This is a genomic window from Siminovitchia jepli, assembly GCF_047228825.1.
Taxonomy (GTDB): domain Bacteria; phylum Bacillota; class Bacilli; order Bacillales; family Bacillaceae_C; genus Siminovitchia.
Map to the genome: position 1 here is coordinate 180,453 of NZ_JBFEGN010000002.1, position 22,951 is coordinate 203,403.

Consider the following 22,951-nt stretch of genomic DNA (forward strand, 5'->3'; position numbering starts at 1 on the left):
TTATTTGACATAAATAATCTAATAACATATAATAAAAGGGTGTAGAGATTAATCTGCATCCTTGTTTTGTAAGGATGAGGAGAATAGATTGGAGAGCTTATTAAAATATGGAGGAGCATGTGGCTAGTGGTATACTATTGATCTACCAAAGTAGACAAAAGACTTCTGGGGGCTATAAATGGTTGTATATAGAGGACTATGAAGGGAGGATTGGTAAACTTGTGCATGATTGAGCTACATAATCATACTGATAGATCGAACATTCGACTTCTCGATAGCACCAATTTTGTAGATGAGTTAATTTTAACAGCAGCTAAATTGGGGAAGAAGGGTGTGTGTATTACGGATCATGAGTGCATTTCGGCTCACCCCATCGCAGATAAGTATGTAAAACAATTTAAAAAAGAAGAAAAAATACCAAGCGACTTCCGCCTTTTATACGGGAACGAAATATACCTTGTAAATTCCTTAGAAGAAGTAAGGGACAATTACAAATCAGGAGAAACAAAATTTCCCCATTTTCTTTTAATAAGTAAGTCAAAATTAGGTCATGAGTGCTTGCGTGTTTTAAGTTCACAAGCTTGGAGTCAATCATTTTATACAGGACTCATGGAGCGCACACCAACAACAAAGAAGCAATTAGAAGAAGTATTGCAAAAGTATCCTAATACACTTATAGGAACAAGTGCTTGTCTCGGTTCGGAAAGTTCAATACATATTTTAAATGGTGATTATGATAAAGCCCGTGATTTTCTCAGGTGGTGTTCCAATATTTTTGGAAAAGGAAATTTCTTTTTGGAGTTACAACCTGGTGCAGATGGAGAACAGAAAATAGTCAATGAATGGCTAGTTAAGTTTTCACAGGAGTTAAATTTACCATTGGTTCTGACATCAGATACACATTACCTGAGACCCGAAGACGCACCAATACATGAAGCTTTCTTAAATGCTAAAGAAGGTGAAAGAGAAGTTGCAAGCTTCTACGCTAACACGTATCTTCACACAACAGAAGAAATTTACGAGAAACTTTTTTATTTAAATAGTGAAATTATTGATGAAGCTATGCAAAACACTCTAAAAATTGGTGACATGTGTGAAGATTATAGCTTAGAAAACCCAACTATCATTCCACGTATAGAGCTGCCTGAGTTTAAATTAAAGCATTTATTTGAGCCAGGATATGAACAATATGAATATATTAAATTAATTAGTCAATCTGAAAGTGAACAAGATCGCTATCTTCTTCATTTAATTGAAGAAGGGTTTATTGAATTAATCTACTCACCTGAAATGTCAAAGGAAAAATTTCACGAAGTCCTTGCTCGAATAAACATAGAGCTTGAAGAAATATGGCATATCTCCCAAGAATTAGGACAGTCAATGTCCAGTTACTACAATACTATGCAAAAAATTGTTAGCCTAATGTGGGCAGATGAATGTGGAAACGATAGTCTAACTGAAGGAAGTGTAGTGGGCGTTGGACGGGGTAGTGCTGCTGGATTCTTAATTTGTTATTTATTGAAGATAACAATGATTAATCCTTTAGAGATGGGTGTTGAAATGCCTCATTGGAGACATTTGCATAAGTCACGAGGGGATATTTCAGCCATTGATATTGACGTTGATCAATCACCTGAAAAACGTGCACACACGTTTCAGCGTATGCGAGAAGAATTTGGTGAGGATAGGGTTGCACAAGTAGCAACATTTGGAACAACTGGATCAAAATCAGCAATTAAAACTGCCTGTCGTGGTTTAGGGATTGATCTTGAAACTGCAAATTACATAGCCTCTTTAATACCAGTGAGCAGGGGTCAAAACTATTCAATCTCTGATTGCTTATATGGGAATGAAGAAGAAGGACGCAAAAAGGTTCCTGAGTTTATTCGTGAAATTGAAAAATATCCAAGACTACGTGAAGTTGCAGAAAAAATTGAAGGTCTTTGTGATAAGAGAAGTATCCATGCTGGTGGAGTGCTAGTCGGTGATGAAAGCTTACTAAAAACAGGCGCATTCATGAGAGCACCAAATGGAACTCTTATTACTCAGTATTCACTCGATGATGCTCAATACTGCGGAAATATTAAATACGATATTTTGGGTGTCAACAACATCTCAAAGATTCAAAAATCTATGGAGATAATGTTAGATGAAGGATTAATTGAATGGCAAGGAACACTCAGAAAAACATTCACAAAATACTTTAGTCCTGACAATATGAATTTAAATAAACCAGAGTATTATGAGTGGCTTTCGAGTGGAAAAATTCCTGATTTATTTCAGTTTGATACTAGTGTAATGACACAGGCGTTATACAAGGCCAAACCTTCTAATCTCGTTGAAATGGCTACTGTGAACAGTTTAGTCAGACTGATGACTGAAGATGGCGAGTCTCCAATTGATGCCTTTGTTAAGCATAAGCAAAACATTGATACATGGTACGAGGAAATGAAAAAATGGGGCTTAAATCAAGAAGATATTGCGATTATGGAAGAACATGTCCAACATATTGCAGGTGTTGCTGCTGAACAAGAGACAGCAATGAACCTTGCTATGGATGAAAGGATTGCTGGTCTATCAGTAGCAGGAGCGAACAGGCTTAGGAAATCAATTGCCAAGAAGTCTCCAAAGGCATATGAATCAGCAAAGAAGGAGTTTTATGAAGGTGGTAAAAAATTAGGAACACGAAAAGAACTTCTTGATTATGTGTGGAATGTGCAAATAGGGAGAATGAGAGGGTATGGTTTTAGTGTGCTTCACACGATCTCATATTCTGTTGTAGGACTCCAGAATATTCTAATATGTGCAGACTATTCACCTATTATTTGGTACACAGCTTGTCTTACAATCAATAGTGGATCAACAGAGGTTGAAGAAGGAGAAAAAACTAAAAGTACAGATTATGGAAAAATCGCTACGGCTATTGGTGATCTTAAAGGTTACGATGTAAAAGTTGAACTTCCTTTAATTAATAGTGCAAACTTTGATTTTACTCCTGATATTAATAATAATCGTATCATTTATTCACTAAAAGGCATCGTAGGTATCGGTGACGACATAGTACGCACAATCATTACCAATCGTCCATACACGTCATTTGAAGATTTCTATGAGCGTTTATACAAAACTAAATTAATCCAACGTCAACATATTTTACAGTTAATTAAGGCAGGGTGTTTCAATGAATTCGATACACCTATTGAAATCATGAAACAATTTTTGGTCAAAGAAGTTGATGTAAAGGATTCACTTAATGGACAGAATCTTTCTAGAGTGATTAATCTAGGACTACTTGATACGCCTGAGTTAAATAAGTTTAAGGAGTATTATAACTTTAGAAATTACATCAAGAAACATGTTCATCAAAAAGTTGATAAGCCAAAGAATAGGATACTCATTCTCAATGAAAGTTTCGCTAAGGAGTTCTTCCAAAATGAGTTTACAGATGAATGTATTCATGACTATTTAGGTAATCATATCTTAGTCGATGAGAAGAAATTTGAAAAAGAATACAAAGAAAAAATGGCTCCCTTGATGGAACTATTAAAAGACAAAGATTTTGTGAGACGGTTTAACATTGCCCAATTTCATGAGTTGTGGAATCAACACGCACAAGGTACTAAAGAAAGTTGGGAAATGGACTCAGTTTCTTTTTACAGTGAAAAACATGAACTCGAAGATATTGATTATAAGCGATATGGGATAAGCGATTTTAATGAATTGCCTGAAGAACCTGTTGTGATCAATGAACGTGAATGGCAAGGTAGAATAATTAAAGATTATCAATTGCACACAATTGTCGGTACGGTAATAGATAAAAATAAAAACTCTCATACTATTACAGTTTTAACTCCAACAGGGATTGTGTTAGCGAAGACATACGCAGGATCGTTCGCTCATTATGATAAACAAATCAAGATTAATGGAAAAATCGAAGAAAAATCTTGGTGGAGTCGTGGAAATTTAGTCTTAATGCGTGGATTTAGACGTGGAGATCAATTTGTTTTAAAAGCACCAAAAGGCCAACACACGGTCAATTTGATCACAGAAGTACGCTCAGATGGCAGTATCGGAATCCAATCAGAAAGAGCAAAAGTGTAAATAAATCTAACAACGAAAGGATGGTAGCTTTGGACTGATTGCTAGATGTACACACTATTCAGCTAGTAATAGTCGAAGTATTAACTTTATGAATTTACCTAAAATAAAAAACAATAAAAAACACTTTCTTGTTATATCGCTGGTTATAGCAGTGTTGCTATGTGGAATCATCCAACAAAGACAACTTAATGTTATTAAAAAGGAAAAAGAGGAAACCGAGCAACAATCAAGAAAAACACAAAGAAAAAACGAGTCTTTGATGGATGAAATATTTGATAAAAACAACCAACTGGAGAAGCAAGAAGGTGAGTTAAACAAACTTAAAGAGAGTGAGAAAATACTAAACAAGAAGAACAGTGATCTGCAAGAACAGTTAAAGAAAAAAGACACTGAGATTAACCAACTAAACGACAAAATTAAAAAAATGAGTAGCAAACCTGAACAGGCTGTTGCTCAGTCTGACAACAGTAAAAACAACAATCAAGAAGAATGGATGACATTTGAAGCAACTTACTATGACGCATTTTGTAATACCGGCTGCACGGGAAAAACTGCTCTAGGATGGAATGTAAGCAATACAGTTTATCATCAAGGACATCGGGTTGTGGCAGTTGATCCAAATGTAATTTCACTAGGATCATTATTAGAAATTAAAACACCTTATAAATCATTTACAGCATTGGCTGGTGACACAGGTGGTGATATTAAAAATCACAGAATTGATATTCTTGTAGAGAGTAAAAGTAAGGCATATAAGTTAGGAAGACACAACGTTAAGGTAAGAGTTATCAAAGAAGGTTAAGGAAGTGATTCAATGAAGTTATTCATTTTCATGGGAGCCAGTGGTTCTGGCAAATCATCAATTCAACATTCTCTTCCTATTAGTTTTATGACAAATTACACCACAAGACCTCTTAGAGAAGGAGAAATTGATGGATACCACATTAACCAAATCAGTCACGAAGAATTTATTAAATATCAACGAGAAGGTCTTTTTTATGAAACAACAGAATATGCGGGAAACTTGTATGGCACACCACAACACTCCATTGAAAACCTGTTAAGTGGCACTCCTTATCATTGCACAAAGGATATTAATGGTGCTAAGACATTAAAAGAAGGACTTGGAGATAGATCTGTGATTATATACATAAAGCCACCGAGTCTAGATGTATTTGCTACGAGAATGTTAAAACGTGGAGACAACGAATCAAATATCAAAAGAAGGCTAGAGTACCTGAAAAAAACGAATGAGATTGAAAATGAAAAATATGCTGATTATGTAATTATTAATGATGACTTGAAAAAGGCACAGATTGAAGCACATCAAATAGTTATTAAAGAATTACTTAAAGCAAAGGGAACTTATCATGAACAATAAAATTCAAAAGCAAGTTAAATATATATTAGACAATTATGGAAATAAGATTAAAACAGAAAGGCAGGTAGTGCTACTTTATTGGAAAATATTTGACAAAGTGGAGATGAATAAAGAAAACATCTCTACACCTGACTTTCTTAATAAGGCCACTAATATGAGTGACATAACCAATGCAATATTTTTAATAAAAAACTATAGGAGATGATTGTTAATGAATGTATTTGAGGCTGTAAGTAAATGTGAGGAAATAAAAGATATTATTGCTGCACTTAATTTAGCGAATGCCAGGTTAGATCCTCATGAGTTTTCTCAAGAAAAACAAATCCTTGCTAAAGTTGAACAAGGATATGTCAAAGAGTTAAAAGAACTAGAAGATCGCATGAAGAATACTCATATTAAACCGCAAGTAGCTATTAGATAAAACAGGGATTTTATTGAGAAATAGTTGATACAAAAGAAAAATAAATAAACTAAATTAAAGGAGAGTGTGCACATGGGTATTTTAGAAATATTAACAATTGTATTTATTGTACTGAAGCTTATCGGAACAATTGATTGGAGTTGGTGGTTAGTATTATTACCAACTATTGTCTCACTATCAATTTATATTATTTGGTTTGTATTTGCCAGTTCTATTATTGGAAGGACAAATAAGAAGATAAGTAAAGGTTTTAATGATGACTTCTTCAAAAGATTTTAATCACATTGATGAAGGCATGTGATAAAAGGATAATTTTATTGAGTAATTAATACAAAATTCGAAGGAGTGGGAATTGTGAGTGCAATGAAAAGAATGATAGAAAAATTTTGTAAAGTAAATAAAGCTAAGTTTGTCGGGTACTCTGGAACATACAATTTTGTTGACGAAAACGGTATGACTTATTTCCTAAGTCAAAGAGATTTAGTCGATTTTATGAAAAGACAGTAGTTCGCAGTTCGGAGATGAAAGGTGATAACATGGTGAAAGTTATAGAGACAAATATTTCTGTAGATACAGGTTTTCAAATATATCTTGAAGAGATGGAGAGGCATTTTGATTTTCAGTCAAGAGTAATCGAAGTTGAAAGTTGGGACAAATATATTAACGAAGCAAAGGGAAGAAGGTCAATTACTAGAAATAGTATAATCGGAAACTTATATGGAGAGTCTTTCCCAAGATATGCAAGTGAACTATCTGATTTAAAATATGATAATTCACATTTGTCATATTCATTCACAAATGGAGCAGGGTTCAGAATGATTAAGTTAGCATATTTAGTTAATGAATAAAATGAATAATTTATAAAACAGAGGAATGATTCATTGAGAATAAATGACGGAAGTATATGCTCAAGTTGTAGACATTTTGAACATAATTTGTACTGAATATGGATATATAAAGAATTGGCTAAATGAAATGGAAAGTATTTGGGACAAATTTTTATGATGATAGCTTAATTTTAAAATACATTGGCTTTTAAAAATTGAGGAAGTGAAGGAATTGACTTTTGGATACTATCTTGGAATTAGCTTAATAATTTGGTTGGTCGTAGGATTTACTGTGGGGTTAAAAACAGTTTATATAGACAAAGTATTATTTAAGGTTGATCCAAATGACTATGATGAACCATATGCAATTAGAGATTTTATCGAAAATCAGTGGTTATATATAGCAATTTGTACTTTATTGGGACTGATAGCATTAATTGCTGATTTGTATGGTTCATCTAAATAAAAAATATAGACACAATGGCACAGGCTTATATGGAATGAGTAAACATATAAGCCTTTTTTAAAGATTATTGTTTACATTAACAACATAATGTTATAAAATATAATTAATGGTGAGGAGAATAAACATGACAAAAAAATTAAAGTATTCAATTGAATTTATTGAAGAAGTAGCAGATGACATTAATGAACTTGATGATAGTGAATTGGGGGGAATTAAGAAAATCATAGACAAAGAGATTGAGTGGATGTTAAGCAAACATATTAAGATTGAAGATAAAAGCTTTAACTTATTACTTGAACTTATTGATTAAAAAGAAAAAGGAGATGAACAGAGACAATGTATGCATTTGAGGCTGTCGAACGTATTAACAAAATTGATGAATTAATAAATCTTTTAAGTGTAAGAAGGACAGAGGGGGTTATTACATCTAAAGAAGTGGAAGAAATTACCCAAGAGTATCAAGAAGAGAAGAGAACATTGGTTGATGCATTATATAATACAAAACTGATATTTGAAGAATGAACAGGACAGGAGGAGTTTCTGTGAAATCTAAAAAATTTAAAGTTAATGGAGAAATGAATGTTGATGAAAATATTGAGTCTGAATTATTTATAGTTAGACTTATGAGAGCATTAAAAAGTGAAGGTATACACTATGAAGGATCAACAGAACCAGAAAAGACAATTGAAAATGATAAACATGAATGATTTTGAACAGCAGGTAAATTTAAACACATTATAAGTAACTTAAAGTCATTATATGTTAAACAAGACATAGATTTTATTTCCAGTTAAAATCGCCTTGCATAAAAATATTTGCCTCGTGTATAATATATAGGGAACAAGTGTTCCGATTAGAGGTGATTAAAATTGGCAAATAAAGTGATTTTCTTAGTTGACATGCAGTCTTTTTATGCTTCAGTTGAAAAAGTCTGTAATAATTCATTAAAAAATAAGCCCGTGATTGTTGCGGGAGATCCTGAGCGCAGAAGTGGCATTGTCCTTGCTGCATGTCCATTAGCAAAAAATTATGGAATTACCACCGCCGAGACTTTAGGATCTGCAAAAATAAAATGTCCACATGTTGAAGTAGTACGACCACATATGGAATTATATATTGAAGTATCAATACGGATTAAAGAGATCATGGAGCAATTTACTGATTTAGTTGAACCATTTAGTATTGATGAGCAATTTATGGATGTTACTGGAAGTCTAAAGTTGTTTGGAAATCAATTTGAAATTGCTCAGAAAGTCCAAGCAAAAATTATGGAGGATACGGGGATATATGCTAGGATTGGAATTGGCCCTAATAAAATACTTGCAAAAATGGCATGTGATAACTTTGCTAAAAAGAAAAGAGACGGCATATTCCGGTTAGATCATAGCAACATAGACCAACTTTGGAAGTTGCCAGTTGGAAAAATGTTTGGTGTAGGAAGTCGAATGAAACGAAATTTAAATGGAATGGGAATTTCCACAATTGGAGGACTGGCTAAATTTCCAGTTGAATCACTGAAGAAAAGATGGGGAATAAACGGAGAAGTCCTTTGGCAAACAGCAAACGGGATAGATTATTCACCCGTTACCGTCAAGACGCATAATCAACAAAAATCAGTTGGCCATCATATGACTTTGCCCAGAGATTATATGGATTTAGACGAAATAAAGGTTGTACTATTAGAACTATGTACCGAAGTTGCTAGAAGATGCAGAAAGAAAGGCTATATGGGAGTAACAATTTCCTGTGGCGTCAGAGGTGCAGATTTTGATTATCCTACTGGTTTTAATCGTCAAATTACTTTATCAGTGCCGACAAATTATGACCTGGATATTTTTAATGCGGCTTACAAATTGTTGCTACAATTTTGGAATGGAGAACCAATACGCAGTTTAAGTGTTGGTATTTCCAACTTACAGCCAGCAGACAATTATCAGATTGATTTATTTAATAATTACTTGCGTAGAGAGCAATTAAACAAAGCTATTGATTCTATTTGGGATAAGTATGGACGCACTGCATTATATAGAGCATCATCCTTAACTGTTGCTGGTCAGGCTACAGAAAGAGCCTCAAAAATTGGTGGTCACTATAAATAAAGGAGACTTTAGATATGAAAATCAATAAATTAACAAAAAATCAAAATCTAAGGTGGGAATCAAGCAGGATGATGTTGCCTGAGCACACAGAGAAAATTATTTCCCATAACTCCCGTAAAGAGTTGATTGATAAGCCAATTTTAGATGAACAAAAATGGATGGAAATAAATGATTTATTGACAATTGCCATTGAAGACTATGTTCCTGTATATTTGTCCATTTATCATTTGGGGAATGTTATTGAGAAGAAGTGTTATATTAACAAATTTAATCCGATAACCAAGAACCTGAGTGTGATCTTAGATACAGATACCGAAGAAATTTCAATAAAAAATATTGTTGATGTAAGGATGGCTTAAGCAATGACTTATTATGTATGTGAGGGGTTATGATACCCACTCCACGAAACTAGGAATTCTAAGCAAACCTTTACTTGTATAATTACGAAACTTGACCTTTATCTTAATTTTTGGATCTAAGTAAAGATACTTGTCATTTTCTTTAATAATGTAATCTCTATAGATTCTATAAAATTGTTTCCGGTTTTGCGGTGGCATGAACTCTAATAAGCCAGCATATTTACCATTCTCATAACTCAACAGAAGTCCAAATTTATCCTTTCGCAAGCCGGAGATTAACACATTTCCATATTTGTAATTAATTATTTTTATCCAATCTTGCGAACGTCTGTTTATTTGGTAGGTTGAGTTTGACTTCTTGAGTACAATACCTTCAAGGTCATACTGTTTTATTAGGTCAAAATAAGCAACACCATTACCATTTAGCCAGCTAACTTTTGTGAGTAACTGTGTATCTTCTGCGATTAAACTATCAATGATTTCCTTCCTTTCAATAAGAGGGAGTTTACATAGATTATCTTTATTTAAATAAACAATATCAAACACGCAAAATGTTATTCTATGTTGTGATTTTTTGGATTTGAAACGCTCCATAACATACTCAAAGTTCGGTTTACCTTGATGATCTGTAACAACTATTTCACCGTCAAGGATAGTATTATCAGGGATAGCAAGAGTGTGAAGCTCAGGAAACATTGCAGTTATCTCATTGTTGTGTCGCGTATAAATTTTTACTTTGCCATTAAATTTAGTCCAAATGCATCGAAAACCATCTAGTTTGAGTTCAGTGATCCATGAGTCGTCATCAAATGGTAGGTTAGATTTATGTAGCAGCATTGGAGAAATGAACATATTTAACACCTCAAATAAATTTTAGCATGGTGAGATTAGCCGAGTCATGTGTGGTGAGGTTGGTAAGTCTTGTAAAAGAACAAAAAACAAGCATAAGGCATAAATAACATAAATAACATAAAACAATTATTTAATTAAAGGGAGGAAGATCAGAGATGGCAGGAAACGAAGAGATTTTTGAAGGTGTAAGACTGGGAAGATATAGTAATGAGCCAAATAAGTTGGCAAAAGATTTAAGTAAATACATAAATGATGAAGTGTTTTTCGTTTGTATAGGGACAGACAGGAATATAGGAGATTCATTTGGGCCATTTGTTGGAACGTTTCTTAAAGAGAAAGGCTACGACAATGTAATTGGAACAATAGACGATCCTGTTCACGCAAAAAACTTAGAAGATAGAATGAAGGAGGTTCCGAAAAATAGGACTGTAATAGCTATTGACGCGAGTGTAAGTAGTGAAAAAAATATTGGATTACTCTCTTTCCACAGTGGAAAATTGTTTCCAGGGAGTGGAGTAGGAAAAAATTTACCGTCTGTTGGGGATTTTCATATTAATGGAATTGTGAGCGGTGATACGAAGGACTCTTATATGAATTTAATGAGAATGGCAAATTTAAGATTATCTGATGTTATTGAGCTTTCTAAACAATGTGTAGCGGCTATTGAGAGTGCCTTTCCTTTAAAGTGTAACAATATTGTAGCAGTAGTATAAGAATAAAAATTGTAAGCATATATAACTAAATAAAAGACCGGGTTTATAAGGAGGAATTTAAAAATGGAAGATGTAAATACCCTTCTTCATCGAAGACTAATTGCATGTTATAAGACACTTGGTGATATCGGATTTTTAAGACACACAATCAAAGATGAAAAAGTAAAAAGAGGTTTGAAGACATTTTTAAAAATCATCATGAGGATATGAGTAAAATTGTATAAAGTTATTGTAGCTGGTAGTAGAGATTTTGACGATTATCCATTACTAGAACGAGAGTTAATTCACTTTTTATTTGGTAGACATCCTAATGAAGTTGAAATTATTTCGGGAACTGCCAGGGGAGCAGATCAATTAGGTGAAAGATTTGCTAAAGAAAAAGGATGTGCATTAAAACTGTTTCCGGCTGATTGGAACAAAAATGGGAAAGCAGCAGGTCCAATTAGAAACAAAGAAATGAGTGAGTATGCTGATGCATGCGTAGTTTTTTGGGACGGAGTGAGCCGTGGAACAAAGAATATGATAGACAATGCAAAGAGAAAAGGATTGAAATTGAAGATTGTTAGATATTAAATAAAATATGGAGTTTATTGCGAGAAATATACTTAAAAAGGAGTGATTTTGTGAATTTAATGGAATTGAAAACAATAATTGACACAACAATAGAGCATTTATGCTATGAAAAACCTGAAAATGTGCCAGTTTTAATTACACTTTCAGAAAGTTCAGTGGGTGCAAGGGCATCAAGTGCTGTTAGATATGCAGGTCTTGGTTTTGACTGGGAACATAACCAGTTTCGAATTGAGCCAAGTAAGACTTTAGTTACTAAAGGCAACAGTCTTACTGACGTAAAAGAAGTTACATGCAGACAATACGAAGGTAGGAATTATTATTTTTGCTCAAGATGTCAGCAGAAAATATCAAAAAATGATTCTTTTTGCAGATATTGCAGCCAAAAATTGAAATAAATTGTAATAAAATCATTTTACTTGAAATGAGGTGGATTTATTTATACTGAAGGGATAATTTTTATAATTGAAGGCCAGGAATATAGGTTACGTTTTATTAATGAATATGGTACTTGTTGGCTGGAACCAGTTATACATAGAGAAGGTACTTATTGCGTATCAGGTGGATTGAACAAGATTTACCATTTGACAGATTTAGATGACCTAGAGGAAGTAATTATTGAATAAATCTCTTGTTTCATTGATTGTGGAGGAGAGAGGAAGAGTGATGAAAAAATCAGAGTATTATTAGTGAAGATTCTTGTTTTTTCATTCACCTATATCAAAAAGGATAACCAATAAGTCATCCTTTTCCCTCTTTTTCCTCTCTCGTGTCAATAGTATGACCAAGTTTAAAAAAATAATGCGTATGATTATAAATTTTTAATAAGGAAATTAGAACCAAATTTAGAACAGGGAAGTGAAGGTGAATGGATAAAGTTTATCCAGATACATTTTATATGACAGTATACGAGGATTTTAAAAGAAAAGATGGGTCAGGATCTCTTTACTCAAGAATGATGTTCAATCCATCAACATGGAAAGTAATGGATGGTTGGCGGACAACTAGAAAAGAAGAATTAAAAAAGAAAGTAGAAGAAAACTTATCTCGTTTCATCAACTTAAATGATTTTACAATAACTGAAACAAAACACGGTTGGAAGTACGAACGATTTGTTAAATGGTTAGATGAGGAAGACAACTATGAGCTTGTAGAAGAAGGTCAACATACTGACCATGAAGTCTACACTGTTGATATTAGCTATTACGAGGATGTCACAAATATCTTTGAAAAGTTGGGCTAATTCATATTGCAAACACACTATGAAATAAATAATAATGAAACACTCTTTTTAAAATAAAAGGAGGCGACAGTCTATGTTAAAGGCTATTTATATTGGAGATGTAAATTATAAAGAAGCTCCAGTATTTACATTTGATCAAAAGAGTGGATTCTTTGTTCATGAGACAGAAGAAGACATACATGAGTACAAATACAGTTTTTATATTGTCATGAATGATCCTGACTGGATTGTGTTTGCCACAAATGGAGAATCAGTATATCCGATAGAAAATAAAAATCGAGTTCCTGAAGATCAAATATATAATCTAAATAACAATTAAATAAAAGTCTAATTTTATTTAGATAAGAAGGGGTGAAAAATGAATAATGGGTTGGCTTTACTAGTCCTGTTTCTCTTATGTTTTTTGCTTATGTTATTTACCAAGGTTTTATTGCACCGAAGATGATTGAACGACAAAAGGAATTGGCTCACAATAATACACTTTATGAATGTCATAGCTGCTCAAAATTACATAGAAAGTATCAGTTCGATTTGTACAAAGAGCTACATGAAAAAGAAGCATGTCCTCATTGTGAAAAAGAAATATCTTATGAAGAAATGAGATGGCTACAGATAACCACTTTAGCTCCCGAATATAAAAGCATTATACATCACAAGTTCACTATAGAAAAATTAATACAAGAGGATAAATGGATGGAGACTCATCCTGATTGTCCAAAACTAAGTGCAAAACAGTTCAAAGATATCAAGAAGACGATACAGACTATTAGAAAGAATAAAGAAGAACAAGCAGCAATGGATAGGTTTATGGAATACAACAATTTAAAAACTGATCTTAGTTGGGTCGACAATTTAAATAGTTCCTTTTACAAGAGTAACATAATGTAATAATATAATTAACAGGAGTTACATATGCAAATTTTTAGAAGGGATTGAGAGGTGAACATGAGATGTGGAGAAGTGCAATGAATGAAGAAGTAAGAAGTGATCTTTATTACTTATCTGATGAAATTTCAAGTTGTGTGGGTAGCTTACATAGAGAATTAGAAGATTCTGAGAGTCTTAGTACAGAAGAGTGGGAAAACCTCTCAAAATTGCTGACAAAAATTCTTCTTAAAATAGATGATATGAAATCGAAAATAAGTCTAATTTAACTTATTGCTGAGGGGGAGAAGAAAAAATGAAACCAAAAACTATAAAAGATGAAATCGTTGATTTTGAGTCAAACCTACAGAAAGTAAGAGATTTTTTAGTTGAACTTCCAAAATTGAGAAATCACCTAAAAGAAGAGCTGAAGCTACTTGAAGACGAGAGACAGGACTTACTCCATTATGCTGAACTGGGCAGATTTAATGCATGTGAGGGATTTAAAATTGCCAAAGACATACAAGAAGTGCAACTAAAAAGAAGAGACGTGAAAGATCTTTTGGAGTTAGTTCAGCTAACTTGTAATAAAATCGAGGGTAAATATAACACTAATTTGTTAAATGAAGCTTTGGGCGAAATTAGGAAAGCAAGTAACTATCGGAGAAATAGAACATATCGAACAAGAATAAGAGAAGATTTAAAAGACAAAATCAATACTGGAAACAAAAATCGGCTTACAAAAACAACATAAAAATATATAATAATAAGTGTGATAAAAATATGGAGGTGAAACTTAGCTATCGAGATTAATCTCTCTTAAATGAAATTAAAATAATAAAATGAAAAGGGTGGTATTAATTGACGATTATTACTAAAGACAGAAAGTCGCACATACAAAAATCAGAATTCATGGAGGAAAGATTCGATAGATTCTTCAATGAGATTATAATCGACTCAGAAAAACAGTATGACAAAGAGCTATTAAAAACAATTAGAGACAATGTTTTTGACTATGTATACTCTAGAGAAGAATTAGAAGCAGACCGTTTATTTGATTTAATTATACGCTATTCAAACGATTGCATTTCTCCTAAACATCCAGACTTTACCTATTTAAGTGCTTCAGCATTAAGGAGAAAACTTTATAAGCAAGCATCTAAAAATAGAGGATTTGATTACAAACAAGGATATGGTGATTACTATTCATTCGTAGTTCAAATGGTTGAACAGGGTATTTATGATGAAAGTTTGTTAGAAAAATACACTGAGCAAGAAATTAGAAAAGCAGGAAGAATGATTGATAAAAATAAGGATAAAAAGTTTAGCTATGCAGGATTGTATATGCTTGTGAATTCTTATCTTAAAAAAGGCTACAATGGTGAGATTTTAGAATTACCACAGGAAAGATTTTTATCGACAGCGCTGTATCTCATGAAAGATGAAGTAAAGTCTAGACGTATGAAGCATGTCGAAGAATCTTATTGGGCTTTATCTAATCACTATATTGGATTAGCTACACCAACACTAATGAACGCAGGTTCTCCACATGGGACATTATCATCTTGTCATATTGTAACACCAGATGATGATTTGATCAGTATAATGAAATCTCTAGAACAGACAGCAAGATTTTCTCAAAACGGTGCTGGCATCGGGATTTTTCTTGGCTTCCTTCGTGCCAGTGGTTCGTGGATTAGAGGGTATAAAGGAAGAGCAACAGGAATTTTACATCCTTCACGTCTTAATAGTGTTTTAGCTGAGTATGTAAATCAGCTTGGAGCGAGGGTTGCTGGAATAAGTTTGTATTTACCTGTATGGCACTATGATATTTTTGATTTCTTAGATTTACGTTTAAAGACAGGCTCACAAGAGCTTAGAGCACACTCAATTAAAACTGCTGTAACATTGCCAGATGAGTTCATGAGAAGATTAGAGTCCAAGCAAAACTGGACAATCTTTGATCCTTATGAATTTAGGAAGAAGATGGGCGTTGATTTGAATCGTCTTTATGATAAGAAAAAGTTGATGGCTGACGAAGAACCGAATGAAGAAGATCATGCTTTTACATATTGGTATCGGAAAGCTGAAAAAGATATGTCTTTTGAGATTAAAAGAGTAGTAAATGCTACAGATGTTTATCGCTCTATTTTTACATCTAGAAAAACAGGTGGTACACCTTATCTATATTTCCATGATACGGCAGCAAGATATAATCCTAATCCACATAAAGGGATGCCGTTTGGATCGAACTTATGTTCTGAGATAATCCAGAATATGGACGTAGATAAGCACATATCAGAAGATTTAGATGAAAATGGTTTTGTAGTGACAAAGGTTCAAGGTGAAGGATTAGTTACATGTAACTTGTCATCCTTAGTACTGAACAACGTATTTAATGAAGAGGAGAGTGTTGATCTGCAACGTGTGGTAGATATTCAATTCCGTATGCTAGACAATGTAATCTCTCTTAATCGTACAGTTGTTCCTCAAGCCACTTATACAAATCAGCAGTATAGAGCTGTTGGAGCAGGTGCGATGGGGTTAGTTACACTAATGACATCAAGAGGAATTAGATGGGAATCAGAAGAGGCTTCTGAGTTTACAGGAAATATATTCAAACAATATCTTAAAGCTATGATTAAAGCTTCCGCTAAATTAGCGCAAGAAAAAGGGTCATATCCTTTATTTGAAGGATCAGATTGGCAAACAGGAGAATTCTTTGATAAACGTGGCTTTGTTTCAGATGAGTGGAATGAAGTGAGAGAATTAGCAAGTAAAGGTATGAGAAATGCATAAATAATGTGCCGTATACTAGCGATAGTGTACTGAAAAGAGATTTATATGCTGGAACACCCTAAAGCTGAACGCACCAAAACAATTGCTCGTAAGAGAAAGTGGAAAGGTTGTCGAAAGACAGAAAGAAGCGTTTAGATGGTATATGCTGAAAAAAATCTTGTTTAATAACTTATAAGCAAGGCGCTAAGTACCGTTGCAATGGGCAATCAGCAGGGAAACTATCTTAAAAAAAGATAGACCCTCAACGACTACCATATCTCGATCTGAAAGTGTCCAATTAAGTTTGGGGATGGTTAGATTACATTTATTTGATACATTTGAGGGAGAAGAATTTAAGATCTACTCTAAAAAAGGTCAGTACAAAGACAAACCGCATCTATGGATGACAGCAGAATGTATAATCTGCTATAGAGAATACCATAAACTTAAAAAATATAGAGATGAAAAAAGAATGACGTGCTGTGATTATTGCTCAAAATATATACAAAGCCTAAAAAGAACAAAAGGATATTACTCTCTTTGTTTGGTGTGTGATAAAGCAATTTGGAATATTCCTTCTGCACCAAAAAAACTTTGCAGCAAGGAATGTGCTAACTTAGCAAATTCAATATTCGCCCATAAAAGAAACGTAAAAAACAAAGCACTGCAAACTGGAAGAAAAAAATATTACGGATCAAACTGGAGAGCACAAAGAAACAAAAGAAGAGAGATTGACAATTACACTTGTCAAAGATGCGGAGTAACCGAAAAGGAGTATGGTAAAGAATTGTCTGTTCATCATGTAGAACCATTTGTTTATTTTGATAGCTATTTAGAAGCAAATAAGACAGATAATCTACTTTCTCTATGCGAACCTTGTCACAGGAAAGAGCACTCTGGAGATGAGCATCATTACAATTTTGACAAAAGTAAAATAAAATATGAAAAAGTTTTATCACCCACATACATCAAACAAATCAATAATGCAAAGAAAATTGTAAATCTCCTTCTTACGACTGACATGTCAATGAGACAGATTTCAATGAATTTGGGCGTATGTCATGGAACTATAAGAAATATATACCATGGTAAAACATGGAAGAGCTTATATGATAAACCAATTAAATACATAAGACCAAGAAAACATTGGAAGAAAAACAATTAAAAATATAATGGACACTTTCAGATTATTGTATAGTCTACTCCGACTTCTAAAAGAAGTGTTAAAGTATCTCGAAAGAGACGGTAGAATGGATATCTCAGCAATTGCTCCTACAAGCTCAAATTCGTTAATTATGAACTCTTCACCTTCTATTGATCCACCTTATGAAGTAATTTATCGTGAAGAGAAGTCTGGACTTAACGTAATTTATGTTCCATCAAACTACAACAATCAAACAAAATGGTTTTATAAATCGGGATTTGAAATGGATGAAATGTGGGCTATCAATGTTATTGCTGCTGCTCAAAAATATATTGACCAAGGAATTAGTCACAATATGCATGTACCTAAATCAATCAAAGGCTCAGAGCTTCTTAGATTAGACTTAGGCGCATGGAAAAAACAACTTAAAACAATATACTATACTTACACTGAAGAATATGAGCGTAACGAGGATTGTGTAATGTGTGAAGCATAAAGAAGGGAATAGATAGAAGCAATGGCAAACTTTCGGATTTATGATGGGGAAGCAAACAATGTAGCAACTAAAGTGTTTGGAGGGAAATCAAGTGGGATACGAGATTGGGACAATATCAAGTATCCCAGCATGCTTGATTTCAACAAAGCATTATTTGCAGAATACTGGAATGAAGATGAAGTAAAACTTGGAAAAGACGTAGAAGAATACAGAGAGAAACTAACACCTAGAGAAAGAGAAGTTTACAATATCATCTCTGGGAAATTAAATTGGCTTGACTCAATTGCTACCGATTTTAACTTTGTTTTGGGGTATTTATGCACTGACTCATCTGTAAGATCGGTAATTTCTATGATTGCATCATTTGAGCAATTACATAATCGTAGCTACCAATACCTAACATCAACTGTTTTGAATCAACAAGAAAAAGAACAAGCATTTGAGTACACAAGAAGAATTCCTGAACTAGTGCATCGAAACGAGCATGTTATCAAACCAATTCAAGAAATGGTAGATGCTGCTAAGGACTACATGCTTCAAATGGACAGTGATGGTTACAAAGCATATGCAAGAGATATGTTTAATTTGGTTCAGAAATTTAACAAAAAAGAACAAACAGCAGAAAGTCATACAAAGTTTATCCAAGATATTATTGATCTTACTTACAAATACTCCGTTCAAGACAGGGACATCAAAATTTCAGATGAATTGTTGTTGACAATCCTAAAAGGGATTGTTGGAAACATTGTCTTAGAGGGTCTGTATTTTAGTGGTGGGTTTGTATATTTTCATTCATTGGCTAGAGATCAAAAAATGATTGGGTCAAATAACATGATTTCACTCATCAAGACTGATGAGAATATGCATTCAACTTTCTATGGAATGTTAATTCAAATTATCATGAAAGAAGAACCTCAATTGGCTACAAAAGAAAACTATGATTATATTATGGCTTATATAAAAGAAGCGGTTGCTCGTGAAAAAGATTGGGCCAACTACATATTTGAGGGAATCGATACATTGTCCATCAAAGAGTACCACGACTATGTAGAATACCTGGCTAATTTAATTTGCAGAAATGCGGGACTTGAAGAACCCTATCCTGAGAATCAAGAATTAAAATCAAAGTGGATTGCCACTTATGGAAGCAAGAAACGCACAGGTGGAGAAGACGAAATTGTAACAAGAACAGATTTCCTTCAAGGAAATGCTATTAATTACACTCATGAAAGTGGCGAGGATTTTGACCTCTAAAGTTATTGTTTACTACTCTGCTACTGGAAATACAAGTGCAATGCTTAAGTGTTTCAATGAAGATGAGTTTGACATTATAAACATCAGAAAAGATAAAACTGTTGACTTCGACAAGTACGACATAATAATTTTTGGAACATCTACTTGGGGGAGAGGTATTCCCCCAAGACCTTTCTTTAATATTAGAGATGACTTAGTAAGAATTAAAAATAAAAAAATAGGCTTGTTTGGAAGTGGAAGGACAGAGTTTGAATTCTTTTGTGGAGCATTGGATTTACTTGAAGAGTTGCTTAAGAAAGACAATGAAATAATCTTCAAGTTTAAATACGAAGGCTACCCTAAAGATATTGATTTTGACAAATTCAGTAAATTAGTAAAGGAGACTTTTTATGAAACTAATTAAATTCGAATTACCAGGATGTAATCCATGTCAAATGGTTCAAAACTTTTTAGACAGCAAAGAAGTTAGAGTTGAAAAGATCAATCCAATGGATCAACCGGAAACGGCTGCTAAGTTTGATATCGCCTCTGTTCCAGTGACAATTTTGCTAAATGAAGAAGGAAGTGAAGTAGATCGCTGTGTGGGTTTTAATCCTGAAAAACTAGATGAATTAATCTCAAAACTTTAGAGGTGAAATATGACATACGAAGTCTTTGATGACCGTACGAATGAAGTTGTTTTTTCAAGTGAAGATAAACAGGACTGTATTAATTTCATGACTAAGACAGCAATTGACGATGAGAAATTTTTACACTATTGGTTAAGAGAAGTAAGGAGGAGTAAAAATGAGCCAAACACCAACTAAAGAACAGTATAAGACTGCATTAGAAACTGTAAGAAAATATGAAAAGCGTCAACGACAACTGAATGCATTAGGAGAAGAGTTGTCAAAGAAACTACAGAAATTTGATCAGATCAAATTTGACATCAACAAAGATGTTAAAGAGATTATTTTTACTGGTCTACACAAAACTAAAGGTAAATTGATGATCGGCAAGTCTGTGTGCCAAAGAGGAGATAAATATGAACCTGTAATTGGTAAATTGATTGCCGTAAAAAAAGCATTGAACGAGAATGTTGAAGATGTAGTTAAGCTTGTTGAATCAGATGTTCACACTCTTATCTTAAATGGCACTATATCAGGTATTACCAGTGATAAGATTAATAGTCGCAGATGTCCAAACGGTTGCTAAATAAAACAACGATTTTATAAGCTCGTAATTTAACAAGAAAAATAGACTAAAAAATGGGAGAGAAACAATAAATGACAACCTTTGTAAAAATCAATGTGAATGATATTGTTTACGACAAACAAGCTAAAGTTGAAGGAAAAGTTAAGTTTATCGACAACCGTACAAAAACTGCAAAAGTAGAGGTGATTATACATTTTAATGAAGAAACATCCGAACGTACAACTAAGTTAATTGAATCAAAGCTATTCAATCTTCTTGTTGTTAAGAAAGCGAAGCAACAACCAACACATGATCCAAATAAATGGTGGTCAGCAGTAAGAAAGTTTCATTTAGCGTTTGGTCATCCGGTTGCAGATAAACCTACATCACTTACCTTAGAGCGTATGACTTCCAGGAAGGTTTGGGAAGCAGAAGAAAGTGTTGAGGCTATTCATGCATCCTGTAGTAACGTGGATGAGTTTAATTGGGCCGTAGACAAACTTATTCAAGGAATTGAAAATGCCCGCAAAAAGTCTCTAAAAGAAGAATTTCCAACTGACGACCTGTCTCGTATTGTGGCCCAAGCAGATGCAATTACAGATGGCACATACTTTCTACAAGGTGATTTTGTGGAAATGGGGATTAAGCCTGATAAAGTGTTTGATGCAGTTCAAGCAAGTAATCTATCAAAACTGTTTAGCGATGGAAGACCAAGATACCGTGAATCAGACGGCAAAATTATTAAATCTGAAAACTTCTTTCCGCCTGAAGAAAAAATCAAAGAGGAGATTCAACGTCAATTAGATCAATAGGCATCAAGGGAGATTTTATTCTCCCTTTTCCTATACCTAAAAATTTTTTTAAATAATCCTTGACGACATGAATAACTTATTGTAATATTTAATTACAACATTGAAGGGAGTTATGAAATTGAAAAAATTTAATGCAGAAGCTTTTAAAAACACTGAGCTTGAAGGACTAACAGAGGATGAAATTATTGAGAAATACTTTCACTATATACCAGCAACAATCAATCGTAGGTTTCCGAACAATGAAAAATTTTTAGAATTTCATGGACTAGAACTTGATGATTTAATTCAATTTGGTCGTATTGCGTTAATGAAAGCTATTCGGACTTTTGATCCGAACAAAAGCAACTTTAAAACATATGCCATTAATTATATTTATTGGGATATAAATATTGAGACTAACAAAAATTCTTTATACAGCAAAACCAACAATTCTTTTGAGTTAGCAGAAATTTGCAGTTTAAATCGTGAATTTCAAAATGAAAATGAAGAAGGAGGGATTGAATTAACCGATCTGATAGCGTGTGAAAGAGACCACATAAAAGAAAAGGAAGAAGATCTATTAATTCAATCTCTTAAAAACTATTTACCTAAAAAGATTTACGATATTATTGAGTTAAGAGTTCAAGGCTATACATTACAAGAAATTGGTGAAAAATATGGAGTAACAAGACAATATATACATTCAATTATAAAAAGTCATGAGAACAGAATCCGAACGCTTATTGACTCATTAAGAGGATAGGCTAACAAAAAATCCACAAAAGTAATTTAGAATAATATTTTCGCAAAAAAGGAGTTACCTGTATGTTTGATCAGCTTCCAAAATATCCTAATGATTTTTTTAGATATGGCGGTGATTACCGATATTCTTATGAGTTATCAAATAAAGAAGTAAATCAATTAATTAAAAAAGCAATGGACACTATGCTTAGCAATATTGAATGCGAGACAATTTCAGTGTCAAAAGGTGATACAAAAGTTATGGTCAAAAAAGGAGAGTTAGAGGGAGACTATTTCATTGAAATATATAAAGGATATTATAGTGAATTTATCAGTTTCAGATAAGAGGAGTGAAAACTATGCGATTTGACTTGGGTGATGAAGTTATTGTTAAAAAGACTCTAGAAACTGGAAGAATTAAGCACTGTAGATTTGAAAAATATGAAGCAAATGGACAGATTATTGAAAAGACTACTTATGCAGTGTCCACAGGGAAATATTATAGCGACTGGCATGAGGAAAGCTCTTTGCGACATGTTGATGATTATAAATTGGAGTTTGAAATTGGACTTTTAGATTTGCGAATAAGTGCTGCTATAAACGAAAATAAACCAGACGTAGCAAAGAGATTATATGAGGAGAAACAAAAAATATTAAACAAAAAGAATATATAAAAGG

Annotated in this window: 34 protein-coding genes; 33 read left to right on the forward strand and 1 reads right to left on the reverse strand. The window is 33.3% G+C overall.

All coding sequences use genetic code 11. From position 1 onward, the window contains the following. Positions 1-225: 225 nt before the first annotated feature. From dnaE to AB1L08_RS02565, 13 genes are all read left to right on the forward strand, one after another. Positions 226-4,101 (forward strand): DNA polymerase III subunit alpha, encoded by a 3,876-nt coding sequence (gene dnaE, locus AB1L08_RS02505; protein ID WP_413063152.1) that lies wholly within the window; start codon positions 226-228, stop codon positions 4,099-4,101. An 88-nt stretch (positions 4,102-4,189) separates the two neighbouring features. Continuing rightward, positions 4,190-4,903 (forward strand): 3D domain-containing protein, encoded by a 714-nt coding sequence (locus AB1L08_RS02510; protein WP_413063091.1) that lies wholly within the window; start codon positions 4,190-4,192, stop codon positions 4,901-4,903. Positions 4,904-4,915: 12 nt separating this feature from the next. Beyond that, on the forward strand, positions 4,916-5,482 hold the full coding sequence (locus AB1L08_RS02515; protein ID WP_413063092.1) for a guanylate kinase: 567 nt from the start codon (positions 4,916-4,918) through the stop codon (positions 5,480-5,482). 211 nt (positions 5,483-5,693) lie between these two features. Beyond that, positions 5,694-5,903, forward strand: a complete 210-nt coding sequence (locus AB1L08_RS02520) for a hypothetical protein (RefSeq protein WP_413063093.1) — start codon at positions 5,694-5,696, stop codon at positions 5,901-5,903. Positions 5,904-5,975: 72 nt separating this feature from the next. Beyond that, the gene (locus AB1L08_RS02525; protein ID WP_413063094.1) at positions 5,976-6,182 is read left to right on the forward strand and encodes a hypothetical protein; all 207 of its coding nucleotides are present in this window, start codon (positions 5,976-5,978) and stop codon (positions 6,180-6,182) included. 75 nt (positions 6,183-6,257) lie between these two features. Further along, complete coding sequence (locus AB1L08_RS02530; RefSeq protein WP_413063095.1) at positions 6,258-6,410, forward strand: hypothetical protein; 153 nt, start codon at positions 6,258-6,260, stop codon at positions 6,408-6,410. A gap of 32 nt (positions 6,411-6,442) precedes the next feature. Continuing rightward, on the forward strand, positions 6,443-6,751 hold the full coding sequence (locus AB1L08_RS02535; protein ID WP_413063096.1) for a hypothetical protein: 309 nt from the start codon (positions 6,443-6,445) through the stop codon (positions 6,749-6,751). Between the two features lie 211 nt (positions 6,752-6,962). After that, on the forward strand, positions 6,963-7,196 hold the full coding sequence (locus tag AB1L08_RS02540; protein ID WP_413063097.1) for a hypothetical protein: 234 nt from the start codon (positions 6,963-6,965) through the stop codon (positions 7,194-7,196). A 124-nt stretch (positions 7,197-7,320) separates the two neighbouring features. After that, positions 7,321-7,506 carry a hypothetical protein gene (locus tag AB1L08_RS02545; protein WP_413063098.1) on the forward strand — a complete coding sequence of 62 codons (186 nt, stop codon included), beginning with the start codon at positions 7,321-7,323 and terminating at the stop codon, positions 7,504-7,506. A 26-nt stretch (positions 7,507-7,532) separates the two neighbouring features. Then, a complete protein-coding gene (locus AB1L08_RS02550; RefSeq protein WP_413063099.1) occupies positions 7,533-7,718 on the forward strand; it encodes a hypothetical protein in 186 nt (61 codons plus the stop codon). A 20-nt stretch (positions 7,719-7,738) separates the two neighbouring features. Next, a complete protein-coding gene (locus AB1L08_RS02555; RefSeq protein WP_413063100.1) occupies positions 7,739-7,903 on the forward strand; it encodes a hypothetical protein in 165 nt (54 codons plus the stop codon). Between the two features lie 162 nt (positions 7,904-8,065). After that, complete coding sequence (locus AB1L08_RS02560; RefSeq protein WP_413063101.1) at positions 8,066-9,295, forward strand: DNA polymerase IV; 1,230 nt, start codon at positions 8,066-8,068, stop codon at positions 9,293-9,295. Between the two features lie 14 nt (positions 9,296-9,309). Then, on the forward strand, positions 9,310-9,654 hold the full coding sequence (locus tag AB1L08_RS02565) for a YolD-like family protein (RefSeq protein ID WP_413063102.1): 345 nt from the start codon (positions 9,310-9,312) through the stop codon (positions 9,652-9,654). A 27-nt stretch (positions 9,655-9,681) separates the two neighbouring features. Here the strand turns inward: AB1L08_RS02565 and AB1L08_RS02570 are convergent, their stop codons facing one another. Then, positions 9,682-10,506, reverse strand: a complete 825-nt coding sequence (locus AB1L08_RS02570) for an ATP-dependent DNA ligase (protein ID WP_413063103.1) — start codon at positions 10,504-10,506, stop codon at positions 9,682-9,684. A 155-nt stretch (positions 10,507-10,661) separates the two neighbouring features. On the opposite strand from AB1L08_RS02570, the gene yyaC reads away from it, so the two are divergent. From yyaC to AB1L08_RS02670, 20 genes are all read left to right on the forward strand, one after another. After that, on the forward strand, positions 10,662-11,219 hold the full coding sequence (gene yyaC, locus AB1L08_RS02575) for a spore protease YyaC (RefSeq protein WP_413063104.1): 558 nt from the start codon (positions 10,662-10,664) through the stop codon (positions 11,217-11,219). 63 nt (positions 11,220-11,282) lie between these two features. Next, positions 11,283-11,429: a hypothetical protein gene (locus AB1L08_RS02580; RefSeq protein WP_413063105.1), complete on the forward strand. Its 147-nt coding sequence runs from the start codon at positions 11,283-11,285 to the stop codon at positions 11,427-11,429. 6 nt (positions 11,430-11,435) lie between these two features. Continuing rightward, on the forward strand, positions 11,436-11,792 hold the full coding sequence (locus AB1L08_RS02585) for a DUF2493 domain-containing protein (protein WP_413063106.1): 357 nt from the start codon (positions 11,436-11,438) through the stop codon (positions 11,790-11,792). A gap of 50 nt (positions 11,793-11,842) precedes the next feature. After that, positions 11,843-12,187 carry a hypothetical protein gene (locus AB1L08_RS02590; protein WP_413063107.1) on the forward strand — a complete coding sequence of 115 codons (345 nt, stop codon included), beginning with the start codon at positions 11,843-11,845 and terminating at the stop codon, positions 12,185-12,187. Between the two features lie 470 nt (positions 12,188-12,657). Next, the gene (locus AB1L08_RS02595) at positions 12,658-13,032 is read left to right on the forward strand and encodes a hypothetical protein (RefSeq protein WP_413063108.1); all 375 of its coding nucleotides are present in this window, start codon (positions 12,658-12,660) and stop codon (positions 13,030-13,032) included. 73 nt (positions 13,033-13,105) lie between these two features. Beyond that, a complete protein-coding gene (locus AB1L08_RS02600) occupies positions 13,106-13,351 on the forward strand; it encodes a hypothetical protein (protein WP_413063109.1) in 246 nt (81 codons plus the stop codon). Between the two features lie 122 nt (positions 13,352-13,473). Beyond that, the gene (locus AB1L08_RS02605) at positions 13,474-13,920 is read left to right on the forward strand and encodes a hypothetical protein (protein ID WP_413063110.1); all 447 of its coding nucleotides are present in this window, start codon (positions 13,474-13,476) and stop codon (positions 13,918-13,920) included. Between the two features lie 77 nt (positions 13,921-13,997). Then, on the forward strand, positions 13,998-14,186 hold the full coding sequence (locus AB1L08_RS02610; RefSeq protein WP_413063111.1) for a hypothetical protein: 189 nt from the start codon (positions 13,998-14,000) through the stop codon (positions 14,184-14,186). 26 nt (positions 14,187-14,212) lie between these two features. Continuing rightward, the gene (locus AB1L08_RS02615; RefSeq protein WP_413063112.1) at positions 14,213-14,650 is read left to right on the forward strand and encodes a hypothetical protein; all 438 of its coding nucleotides are present in this window, start codon (positions 14,213-14,215) and stop codon (positions 14,648-14,650) included. Between the two features lie 107 nt (positions 14,651-14,757). Then, a complete protein-coding gene (locus AB1L08_RS02620) occupies positions 14,758-16,695 on the forward strand; it encodes a ribonucleoside-diphosphate reductase subunit alpha (protein WP_413063113.1) in 1,938 nt (645 codons plus the stop codon). A 193-nt stretch (positions 16,696-16,888) separates the two neighbouring features. After that, on the forward strand, positions 16,889-17,839 hold the full coding sequence (locus tag AB1L08_RS02625) for an HNH endonuclease (protein WP_413063114.1): 951 nt from the start codon (positions 16,889-16,891) through the stop codon (positions 17,837-17,839). Between the two features lie 85 nt (positions 17,840-17,924). Further along, complete coding sequence (locus tag AB1L08_RS02630) at positions 17,925-18,314, forward strand: glycyl radical enzyme family protein (protein WP_413063115.1); 390 nt, start codon at positions 17,925-17,927, stop codon at positions 18,312-18,314. 21 nt (positions 18,315-18,335) lie between these two features. Further along, on the forward strand, positions 18,336-19,568 hold the full coding sequence (locus AB1L08_RS02635; RefSeq protein ID WP_413063116.1) for a ribonucleotide-diphosphate reductase subunit beta: 1,233 nt from the start codon (positions 18,336-18,338) through the stop codon (positions 19,566-19,568). Next, positions 19,558-19,971, forward strand: a complete 414-nt coding sequence (locus AB1L08_RS02640; protein ID WP_413063117.1) for a flavodoxin family protein — start codon at positions 19,558-19,560, stop codon at positions 19,969-19,971. Before AB1L08_RS02635 ends, AB1L08_RS02640 begins: the two co-directional genes overlap by 11 nt. Further along, the gene (locus AB1L08_RS02645; RefSeq protein WP_413063118.1) at positions 19,958-20,197 is read left to right on the forward strand and encodes a thioredoxin domain-containing protein; all 240 of its coding nucleotides are present in this window, start codon (positions 19,958-19,960) and stop codon (positions 20,195-20,197) included. The genes AB1L08_RS02640 and AB1L08_RS02645 overlap by 14 nt, the downstream gene beginning before the upstream one ends. Positions 20,198-20,354: 157 nt before the next feature. Beyond that, complete coding sequence (locus AB1L08_RS02650) at positions 20,355-20,762, forward strand: hypothetical protein (RefSeq protein ID WP_413063119.1); 408 nt, start codon at positions 20,355-20,357, stop codon at positions 20,760-20,762. A gap of 71 nt (positions 20,763-20,833) precedes the next feature. Next, complete coding sequence (locus AB1L08_RS02655) at positions 20,834-21,553, forward strand: pyrophosphohydrolase domain-containing protein (protein ID WP_413063120.1); 720 nt, start codon at positions 20,834-20,836, stop codon at positions 21,551-21,553. 118 nt (positions 21,554-21,671) lie between these two features. Then, positions 21,672-22,295, forward strand: coding sequence for a sigma-70 family RNA polymerase sigma factor (locus tag AB1L08_RS02660; RefSeq protein ID WP_413063121.1), 624 nt, complete (start codon positions 21,672-21,674; stop codon positions 22,293-22,295). Between the two features lie 62 nt (positions 22,296-22,357). Beyond that, entirely contained in the window at positions 22,358-22,618 is a 261-nt protein-coding gene (locus tag AB1L08_RS02665) for a hypothetical protein (protein ID WP_413063122.1), read from the forward strand. Between the two features lie 14 nt (positions 22,619-22,632). Beyond that, positions 22,633-22,947, forward strand: coding sequence for a hypothetical protein (locus AB1L08_RS02670; protein WP_413063123.1), 315 nt, complete (start codon positions 22,633-22,635; stop codon positions 22,945-22,947). The last annotated feature ends 4 nt before the right edge of the window (positions 22,948-22,951 follow it).